A 9,422-nucleotide genomic window follows, 5' to 3' on the forward strand; every position below is an offset into this window, starting at 1 on the left:
CAGAAATTGAAAGACCGTACGATCCATCAATACCACGAAATTATCGCATCCTGCAAAGAAATTTTTGCGAAAAAGACCAAAGATTACGGTACCGCCTGGAGGATTCTCAGGCTTCCATCGATCACGGACCAGATTTTTATAAAGGCTCAGCGCATCCGCTCCATTCAGGAAAAGGGATCTCAGAAAGTGGGCGAGGATATTGAATCAGAATTCATTGGTATTATTAATTATTGCATCATCGCTTTGATACAAATGGAGCTTTCCACGAACGACCCAATGGAAATCGGCTATGAGGTATTGGAGCCGAAGTATGATCAGGCGGCCAATGCCACGCTACAACTGCTCACCAACAAAAACCACGACTATGGTGAAGCCTGGAGAGATATGAGGGTAAGCTCGATGACTGACATCATCCTGATGAAGCTGCTCCGCGTGAAACAAATAGAGGACAATGCGGGTAAAACAATTATCTCGGAAGGCATTGATGCCAATTACCAGGATATGATCAACTACTCAGTATTTTGTATGATTAAACTCAAAGAAGAAAAGGCATGAAAGTTTTATTCGATATCGCCAGGTACCTGGTGGGTGCATTATTCATTTTTTCCGGTGTTATTAAAGTCAATGATCCCATCGGGACAGCCATCAAACTTCAAGAGTATTTTGAAGTCTTCGCCTATGATTTCGCGCCATTTTTCGAGTGGTTTGTACCTGCTGCTCTTTTTTTGGCAGTCCTGCTTAGTGTACTTGAGGTAGTGCTTGGCATTGCTTTGATTATTGGCTTTAAAATGCCCAGAACCAGCTGGGCGCTTTTGCTGATGATCATCTTTTTCACCTTTCTTACCTTTTACTCTGCCTATTTCAATAAAGTGACTGATTGCGGATGCTTTGGTGATGCCATTAAGCTCACTCCCTGGCAATCATTTTATAAAGACCTCATCCTGTTGGTTCTGATCATAGCGATTTTCAAAAACAGACATCAGTACGGTAGCTGGTTTTCTGAAAAATTTGGTTTCTTCAAAGTAGTTGGGTCAGCCATTGTTTTCACACTTTTGGCCTATTATGCCATTGCACATCTTCCTTTCCTGGATTTTCGTGCCTATGCGATCGGCAATCACCTTCCATCGCTGATGGAGCCCTCCGAGGAGTTGCGGTATCAGTATGTCATGGAGAAGGATGGCAAGGAAGAAATTCTCGATGCGTACCCAACGGACAAAGCCTACACTTTTAAAGCGATGGAGCTCATCAACCCGGAAGCCCAACCTAAAATCACGGACTTGAGTGTATGGAACGATGATGGTGAATTCACCGAAGAATTGTTGCGGGGAAACAAACTACTGATCATTATTTATGATGCCACAAAAGCCTCTCAATCCAACATCGAAGACATTAAGTCACTGGCCTCCCAAACCAAAAATGCTGATGTTTGGGTACTAACCGCATCGGGTTATGAAGAATTTGAGGCCTTCAGACATGATGTGCAGCTGGCAGCCCCCTATTTCTACGCAGACGCAACCGTACTGAAAACCATGATCCGGTCAAACCCTGGCATCATGCTCCTTTCCAATGGCACGGTAATCGGCAAATGGCATCACAACGACACCCCGGATGTTTCTGAAATCAATGGACTCCTGCCATAATGAAGCTAGGTAGAATCTATCTCGTAGGTATGCCCGGCTCAGGCAAATCTTATTTCGGAAAGCAGCTGGCCAGCACGGTTGAGTTCCCTTTTGTAGACCTGGATCATGAAATCGAACTGCAGGAAGGCAGGGAGATTTCCGCTATTTTCAGTGAGGAAGGAGAGGAGTATTTCAGAAAAATCGAAAGCAAAATGTTAATCTCACTTTCGGAAAAATATCCGGGAGCAATCATCTCCACTGGTGGTGGAACTCCCTGTTTTCATAAGGGGATGGAATACATGAAAGGTCATGGGATCACCGTTTTTCTGGAAGCCGACAGAGATCTGCTGATAGAGCGAATTGCCAGAAAAGACCATAGGCCGTTGATGCAAGGCGATGTTGAGAATAGGGTAAACGAACTCCTGAAAGCCCGACTCCCCGTGTACCGGAGCGCCCACATCTCCATTGATCATAGAGATGTAGATCTTCTGCTCGGTGCTATTAAGGCACTTTAAAAATTAAAACCTATTGTAGCTGAGACTGTATTGGTGCGCTGCTCTATATCGGCAATGGGCGCACCGGTGCTAATCTGATAAGGCGAGTAGGCATCGAAAGATTTTCGGTTGACCACCGCCAAATCGATAAAATAATCCCTTGACCTGTAGCCTAAGCCAAAAGAAACATTTTGGCTCCTGCCATCAAAAGAATCATTATTAGCGAAGGCATCTCCGAAAAAGGCATAACCCGCTCTGAACCTGAAATCTTCATACCTGAATTCTGACCCGATGCGAAAGTTCATCGTGTTAGTATATAAATTCTTAATGGTCTGGTTATCTGCCACTACAGAGAAGTCATTAGACTTCAACTGGCTCCTGGTGTAGTCCACAAACTCAACATCTCCCGAAATGAAACCTACTTTTCCAAGAAAGAAGGTGGCTCCCAGAGAGAGTCTCCCTGGTGTCTTCAGGTTATACTGACTCATGGTAAGATCGCTCGTTTCTTTATAGGAGCCCAAGTCATAAAATACCGAATCACCTTCATCATTTGTACCATTATAGTAGGAGTAATTTTTATTCCAATCGGTAGCAAAGGCAAAACCACTCTCATCATTCAGGCTGTAGTAGGTAGGAGATTTGTAACTGAGACCCAGGGTAACAAAATCCACCGGACGCACAATAAGCCCACCATTGAATCCCACACCACTACCGTCTATGGTTAACTCATCCTGAATTTGAATTTCATAGAGCAACTCGTCCAGATTTCCATCGGCATCCTGAAAAGAATCTTCCGTATAGGTTCTTGTTCTGCTGTATCGCACGGACTCAAAGGACAATCCGGCTCCAAAATAAACCCGATCATCGTAGTTGCCACCCCACGCAAAATTCAGCGCACTCTGGCCACCCTTAGTGGTGATCCGCTCTATCTGGCGAGGCATATACCCGTCATAGCTATTCGCTCCCACCAGAGAGGTGTACCCATCAAAGTCTCCATCCGGATAAATATATGTTCGGCCATCACTGCCCTGCTGATAGAGGTAACCATCCGCATTTTCTATGAGAAACTGACCAAACGCATAATCAATATAGGCGTCAGAAAGATCATTGTTTGCCCCCTCCACGAAACTGTCCACAATGGAATTGGAAGTATTTCTGCCCTGATAAAAAACTTCGCTATTGAAGTTATTACTCCGGCTAAAAGTGATGGCAAATGACCCCCCTTTGAATTTTTCATTGGTATAGTCACCCTTATTGGAGTTAAATACCATGCCCAAATTCGCAAAATTGAAATTGTTCTTGTAGGTAGAAATGGTATTCCCAAAGTAGCTGGCATCCGAATTATTGAAAGTCATACTGGGAGTGAAAGAAAGTACACTCCTATTGAAAAAACCCAGGCCCGCCGGATTAGAACCAGCCGAACTCATATCTGCTCCTAATGAAATTTGAGCGCCGCCAAGCCCCTGCATTCTGGCTGTACTTCCATATGCGGGACTGATCTGACTAAAGATTCGGGCATCCTGATAATAACCCAGAGACCCGTCTGCCACCTGCGCATTGGCTGACCATGTGGATATAGCTATTCCGGCAAACACGATATATTTGAACTGATTCATAGATTTAGCTTTTTTGACTGTCTGTATTATCTGCCACCACCCCGCGAACGAGAAGAACTGGAGCCACCTCCCGACGAACGTCCACTGCTACTCCCCCCACTGCTAGATCGAGATGATCCGCTACTGGAGCCCGAAAAAGAAGACCTACTAGATGAGCTGCTACTCCTGCTGGGAGTATAGCTACTAGAACTTCTGCTTCTGGAGGAGCCAGAAGAAGAATAGGATGACGATGAACTACTGCCAGATCTCGATCGGCTATAATTGGAGTTGTTGCTTGAGCTGCTGGCCGCAGCGCTATTGTACCTCCTGGTACCGGAAGTTGATCCTGAACTTCTCAGTGTCCCACCAGAATTGCTGTTTCCACTTCGTGAACTATATGTCGGCTGGTTACTACGGCCACCTCCGTTCGGAGCGGTAGTCACTCTACTCCTACTGGAAGTAGTAGAAGAATTAGAGACATTGGTACCTGACACTCCAGCTCGTGATCTGGAGAAATATTCATTTTGGGTTCTGCTGTAGTCCCTGCGATCTGCAGTTGACACATCAGCCCGTCCACCGGCTGAGGCGGGCGCATTCACCCTACTGTTGGTTCGTGTTCCACTGGACACAGTTCCACCTCTCGAGTACCTGCTGCCCACCACTACATCTCTTCCTCGTGGGGCTACATATCCATTGTCTGAGTAATATCCCCCATGATAAAGCCCGTGATAAAATCCTGAGGTGTAAGCATAATTATATCGATTCCATCTGCTCCATCCCCAACCGCCATAGTATGGGCTTGACCATCCATACCACGGGTCATAGAATCCTCCTGCATAGCCCGGATACCCCCATGAATTATACCAGGGGCTGTAGTATCCTCCCCAACCAAGGCCATATCCAAACGAAACATTGAAACCGGTATTCCATCCAAACCATGGGTCGTACCACAGGTTAGCTGCAGAGTTCCACCCCCTGTTATTCCAACCATTACCATAGCCAGCACTGTTGCTGTAATAATTATTAATCACTGTAGTGCCAGGCTGATCATCTACATAGGATTCGGGATAGTAAGAAATATTGGAATAGGAAGGCTCACTATAGGTAGCGTTATCGTCCACCTGATCCACATAATCACTGTCAGTGCTATAGTCATTACTCGCCTGATACCTCGCAATGTATTCCGGGTTCACCTCATGCGCCGAATAATTATCCGTGTAGGTGTTGTTCGTGTAGGACTGATAGGTGCTTGCGCTTTTATTCTCCACCTTCGGCTCCTCCTTCACTTGTTTTCTGTCTTTTGACGTAAAGTACAAGTCGTCATACTCCTGGGCCAAAGCCCCGCTAGACACCATCATCACCACCAAAAGGCCTGATATTCGAGAGAGTTGTTTAAAAGCTTCCATAATTCCTACGTTTTATTACTATTACAATCAAACCCGGGTCTGAGTTTCCGCTTTGTCCACCTATATTTGTGACCCAGATTTCAGAAGAAAAATAAGCAATTACTATACCAAAACACTAAATCTAGCATGAGTAAAGCAATACCTAGCAGATCCGAAGACTATTCTCTGTGGTACAATGAGCTGGTTAAGAAGGCCGGATTAGCTGAAAATTCCCCTGTTAGGGGCTGTATGGTCATAAAACCATATGGTTTTGCTATCTGGGAAAAAATGCAGCAGACGCTTGATAAAATGTTTAAAGAGACTGGCCACTCCAATGCTTACTTCCCACTTTTTATCCCCAAATCCTTCTTTAGTAAGGAGGCTTCACATGTAGAAGGCTTTGCCAAAGAGTGTGCCGTGGTGACTCATTATCGCCTGAAAAATGACGAAGTGAATGGTGGCGTGATGGTTGACCCGGATGCTAAGCTGGAGGAAGAACTGATCGTGAGGCCCACTTCGGAAACGGTAATTTGGGATTCGTACAAAAACTGGATTCAGTCATATCGGGACCTTCCATTGTTGATAAACCAGTGGGCAAATGTCGTGAGGTGGGAGATGCGAACAAGACTTTTCCTCAGAACAGCCGAATTTTTATGGCAAGAAGGACATACCGCCCATGCCACCAGACAAGAGGCTGAAGAAGAAACAGTGCAAATGTTGAATGTATACGCGGAATTTGCAGAAAATTTCATGGCGCTGCCCGTTACCAAAGGAATCAAAACTGAAAATGAACGCTTTGCCGGAGCAGTGGAGACTTACTGCATAGAAGCAATGATGCAAGATGGCAAGGCACTGCAAGCAGGCACGTCACACTTCTTAGGTCAAAATTTTGCGAAAGCTTTTGATGTAAAGTTTGCCAACAAAGAAGGTAAAGAAGAATATGTATGGGGAACTTCCTGGGGTGTATCCACCCGACTCATGGGAGCGCTCATCATGGCGCATTCAGATGATGAAGGTCTTGTTCTCCCTCCAAACCTGGCGCCCATTCAGGTAGTGATCGTTCCTATCTATAGAAAGGATGAAGAATTAGAGAAAATATCAGAAGTTGCTGAGAAATTCGCCAAAGAACTAAGAGCCAAAAACATTTCGGTACAGTACGACAAGAGAGACACACATAAGCCCGGATGGAAATTTGCTGAATACGAGCTGAAAGGCGTACCCGTTCGTATTGCCATTGGCCCAAAAGATCTGGAAAAAGGAACGGTAGAGATTGCCAGAAGAGATACCAAGGAAAAGCAGTTTGTCGCACAAGACCAAACGGTCGATCACATTATAACCCTCCTGGATCAGATTCAAAAAAATATCTACCAGAAAGCTGCCACATTCAAAGAAGCAAATACGCATCAGGCAGATTCCTATGAAGAGTTCAAAGAGTTAATTGAGAAAAAAGGTGGTTTCGTTTACGCTCATTGGGACGGAACTTCGGAAACAGAAGAGAAAATAAAAGAAGAAACCAAAGCCACAATTCGCTGTATTCCACTAAATTCAAACCAGGAAGAAGGTACCTGCATTTACAGCGGAAAACCTTCCAAAGGAAAAGTTCTTTTCGCAAAAGCGTACTAAACCATGGAGTGGATCACCGTCATTGGATTAATAGTATTTGGCATTGGTCTTTTGATCATTGAGGTGATATTTATACCCGGAACTACCATCGTAGGGATAGCAGGTTTCATTTGTGCTGGGTTTGGGGTATATCTGGGGTACGACTATTTTGGGAGCAGCACGGGCACTATTGTACTGATAGCCTCCAGCGCATTTATGTTGGTCGTCATCATATATGCGTTCAAGGCTCGGGCATGGGAGCGTTTTTCATTAAAAGATGAAAATACAGGGAGATTTAATGATGACTTTAAAGTTACCCTTTCGGTGGGGGAGCAGGGTCAAACCATCTCCTCCTTGAAACCCAGCGGCAAAGCATTGTTCAATGAAAAAGAACTGGAAGTTAGATCAAACGGAGGATTCATCAATGAAAACCAACCGGTAAAGATCATTCGCATCGAACCTAACAAAATAATTGTAGAACCTATTAACTAGTATCATATGATCACCACAGTAATTATTCTATTCGCGGGCATTATCGCCTTCTTTGTTTTTCTATATTTCGTACCCATCAATCTCTGGATTACGGCTATTTTCTCTGGAGTCAGAGTTGGTCTGTTAGAGCTGGTCTTCATGAGAATTAGAAAAGTACCGCCATCAGCGGTAGTAAATGCCCTGATCACAGCCACTAAAGCAGGTTTAACGATTACCGAAGATGAATCTGGCCTAAAAAGAAAACTAAAAACTCAGGACTTGGAAACGCATTACCTCGCTGGTGGAAATGTACCACAGGTAATAAGAGCGTTAATTTCCGCAGACAAAGCCAATATTAATCTTACATTCAAGCAGGCCACAGCGATTGATTTGGCAGGAAGAGATGTATTTGAAGCGGTTCAAATCTCTGTAAACCCTAAAGTAATCAACACTCCCTCTGTAGCGGCAGTAGCTGCAGACGGTATCCAATTGGTTGCCAAAGCTAGAGTGACTATTCGAGCCAACATTCAACAATTGGTTGGTGGTGCCGGTGAAGACACTATCCTGGCCAGAGTGGGAGAGGGTATTGTAACATCGGTGGGTTCTGCGGCCAGTCATAAAGAAGTATTGGAAAATCCTGACAAGATATCAAAACTGGTTCTGGCAAGAGGACTTGATGCAGGTACCGCATTCGAGATATTATCCATTGACATTGCAGACGTAGATGTGGGTGCCAACATTGGAGCCAAATTACAAACCGATCAGGCATCTGCTGACCTCAAGGTGGCCGAAGCGAAAGCTGAAGAAAGAAGAGCAATGGCTGTTGCTGAAGAACAGGAAATGGTAGCCAAAGCACAGGAAGCCAGAGCCAAGGTGATTCTGGCTGAGGCTGAAATACCAAAGGCCATCGCTGAAGCTTTTAGAAGTGGAAACCTGGGAGTAATGGACTATTACAAATTCCAGAATATTCAGGCTGATACTGATATGCGAGAATCAATTGCAGGATCTGGGACCAAAAAAAGTGGGTCTAGCACCAAGAAAAAAGGAGAGTAACACACATCTCTCTATTGAAATCAAAGCCATTTCGTACGAAGTGGCTTTTTTTATGTTTACACTCCCATTATTACCGAACTCATACTGTAGTACAACCGAGTAGAAGAGCTAGGTTCCAAGTCTTATAATGCTATCTCCAGAAATATCCAAAGTCACTATCAGTCCCATACTGGACAACTTTGACAAAAGAGGGGCACGGCTGGTGCATACATCAGCGGAATCTTTCAATGCTAAGAGCAAAGCGTTTAGGGGTCAATTTCATGGGCTAAGAAACGCAAAATTCTTCCTGTTCAGATTGACCAATATTTGTGCCTGAAGTTTTAAATTCCCTCAGCAAATCCATAAAATTACATTTTGCCAATCACATTCTTATGGACTTACCCCAGAAATACGGATTGATCCAATATTATCTGGTTGCGTGATCTTAGTATGGTTTAGGCATAAAAAACCCTTACCAATTAAATGATAAGGGTTAATAAAAGACTGGCAACGACTTACTCTCCCACCTGTTACGGCAGTACCATCAGCGCTGGTGGGCTTAACTTCTCTGTTCGGAATGGAAAGAGGTGGACCCCACCGCAATAATCACCATAAAATCTTTGGTGTCGGATGCCCTTGAGCACCCTGTCCGCCGTAACACTTTGTGAAGGCGGATAATCACCATAAAATCTTCACTGCTTCTTTTCGCAGCATTTATTCTTTATACTCTTCATCCGATTTACATCAGAGTTAAGAGTTGACATTATATGTGAAAGATTCATTCTCAATAAAAAAAATTAAAGCAAGTTTATCGCTCGCACTAGAAAGCTTACGGGTAATTAGTACTGCTCAGCTCTGATATTACTACCTATATACCTGCAGCCTATCAACGTCATCATCTATAACGTCCCTTTAAAGAAACCTCATCTTGTAGTGGGTTTCGCGCTTAGATGCTTTCAGCGCTTATCCCTTCCCAACATAGCTACCCAGCAATGCCCCTGGCGAGACAACTGGTACACCAGCGGTTAGTCCAACTCGGTCCTCTCGTACTAAAGTCAGATCTACTCAAGTTTCTTACGCTCGCAACAGATAGGGACCGAACTGTCTCACGACGTTCTGAACCCAGCTCGCGTGCCACTTTAATGGGCGAACAGCCCAACCCTTGGGACCTTCTCCAGCCCCAGGATGTGACGAGCCGACATCGAGGTGCCAAACCTCCCCGTC

8 protein-coding genes and 2 rRNA genes are annotated in these 9,422 nt (G+C 44.6%); 6 read left to right on the forward strand and 4 right to left on the reverse strand.

Translation table 11 applies throughout. The annotated features are described in order from the left end of the window. The first annotated feature begins 6 nt into the window (after positions 1 to 6). The 3 genes from RIH33_RS09905 to RIH33_RS09915 are packed head-to-tail and all read left to right on the forward strand — an operon-like array spanning position 7 to position 2,134. A complete protein-coding gene (locus RIH33_RS09905; protein ID WP_406650185.1) occupies positions 7 to 555 on the forward strand; it encodes a DUF1599 domain-containing protein in 549 nt (182 codons plus the stop codon). Further along, positions 552 to 1,640, forward strand: coding sequence for a BT_3928 family protein (locus RIH33_RS09910; RefSeq protein ID WP_406650187.1), 1,089 nt, complete (start codon positions 552 to 554; stop codon positions 1,638 to 1,640). Before RIH33_RS09905 ends, RIH33_RS09910 begins: the two co-directional genes overlap by 4 nt. Further along, positions 1,640 to 2,134 carry a shikimate kinase gene (locus RIH33_RS09915; RefSeq protein WP_406650188.1) on the forward strand — a complete coding sequence of 165 codons (495 nt, stop codon included), beginning with the start codon at positions 1,640 to 1,642 and terminating at the stop codon, positions 2,132 to 2,134. Before RIH33_RS09910 ends, RIH33_RS09915 begins: the two co-directional genes overlap by 1 nt. Here the strand turns inward: RIH33_RS09915 and RIH33_RS09920 are convergent. Both RIH33_RS09920 and RIH33_RS09925 read right to left on the reverse strand, forming a co-directional pair. After that, positions 2,131 to 3,729, reverse strand: a complete 1,599-nt coding sequence (locus RIH33_RS09920; protein ID WP_406650190.1) for an OmpP1/FadL family transporter — start codon at positions 3,727 to 3,729, stop codon at positions 2,131 to 2,133. The genes RIH33_RS09915 and RIH33_RS09920 overlap by 4 nt on opposite strands. 26 nt (positions 3,730 to 3,755) lie before the next feature. Beyond that, a complete protein-coding gene (locus RIH33_RS09925; protein WP_406650191.1) occupies positions 3,756 to 5,114 on the reverse strand; it encodes a hypothetical protein in 1,359 nt (452 codons plus the stop codon). 126 nt (positions 5,115 to 5,240) lie between these two features. On the opposite strand from RIH33_RS09925, the gene proS reads away from it, so the two are divergent. Genes proS through floA form a run of 3 tightly spaced genes read left to right on the forward strand, consistent with a single transcriptional unit; the run spans position 5,241 to position 8,219 of the window. Beyond that, entirely contained in the window at positions 5,241 to 6,716 is a 1,476-nt protein-coding gene (gene proS / locus RIH33_RS09930; protein ID WP_406650193.1) for a proline--tRNA ligase, read from the forward strand. A gap of 3 nt (positions 6,717 to 6,719) precedes the next feature. Next, a complete protein-coding gene (locus RIH33_RS09935) occupies positions 6,720 to 7,187 on the forward strand; it encodes an NfeD family protein (RefSeq protein WP_406650194.1) in 468 nt (155 codons plus the stop codon). 6 nt (positions 7,188 to 7,193) lie between these two features. Next, positions 7,194 to 8,219, forward strand: a complete 1,026-nt coding sequence (gene floA / locus RIH33_RS09940; RefSeq protein ID WP_159582247.1) for a flotillin-like protein FloA — start codon at positions 7,194 to 7,196, stop codon at positions 8,217 to 8,219. A 481-nt stretch (positions 8,220 to 8,700) separates the two neighbouring features. On the opposite strand, the gene rrf is transcribed toward floA, so the two are convergent. Together rrf and RIH33_RS09950 are read right to left on the reverse strand one after the other, a co-directional pair. Continuing rightward, positions 8,701 to 8,812, reverse strand: a 5S ribosomal RNA gene (rrf, locus tag RIH33_RS09945). Positions 8,813 to 9,016: 204 nt separating this feature from the next. Further along, positions 9,017 to 9,422 (reverse strand): 23S ribosomal RNA (locus RIH33_RS09950); the annotation flags it as partial.

Origin of the sequence: Marinoscillum sp. (assembly GCF_040222955.1) — a bacterium.
Lineage (GTDB): Bacteria > Bacteroidota > Bacteroidia > Cytophagales > Cyclobacteriaceae > Marinoscillum.

What these genes read in the sequence shown, in the direction of transcription:
- RIH33_RS09910 (WP_406650187.1), top strand. Translation starts at nt 552, where the DNA reads ATGAAAGTTTTATTCGATATCGCCAGGTACCTGGTGGGTGCATTATTC.
- RIH33_RS09915 (WP_406650188.1), top strand. Translation starts at nt 1,640, where the DNA reads ATGAAGCTAGGTAGAATCTATCTCGTAGGTATGCCCGGCTCAGGCAAA.
- RIH33_RS09920 (WP_406650190.1), bottom strand. Translation starts at nt 3,729, where the DNA reads ATGAATCAGTTCAAATATATCGTGTTTGCCGGAATAGCTATATCCACA.
- RIH33_RS09925 (WP_406650191.1), bottom strand. Translation starts at nt 5,114, where the DNA reads ATGGAAGCTTTTAAACAACTCTCTCGAATATCAGGCCTTTTGGTGGTG.
- proS (WP_406650193.1), top strand. Translation starts at nt 5,241, where the DNA reads ATGAGTAAAGCAATACCTAGCAGATCCGAAGACTATTCTCTGTGGTAC.
- RIH33_RS09935 (WP_406650194.1), top strand. Translation starts at nt 6,720, where the DNA reads ATGGAGTGGATCACCGTCATTGGATTAATAGTATTTGGCATTGGTCTT.
- floA (WP_159582247.1), top strand. Translation starts at nt 7,194, where the DNA reads ATGATCACCACAGTAATTATTCTATTCGCGGGCATTATCGCCTTCTTT.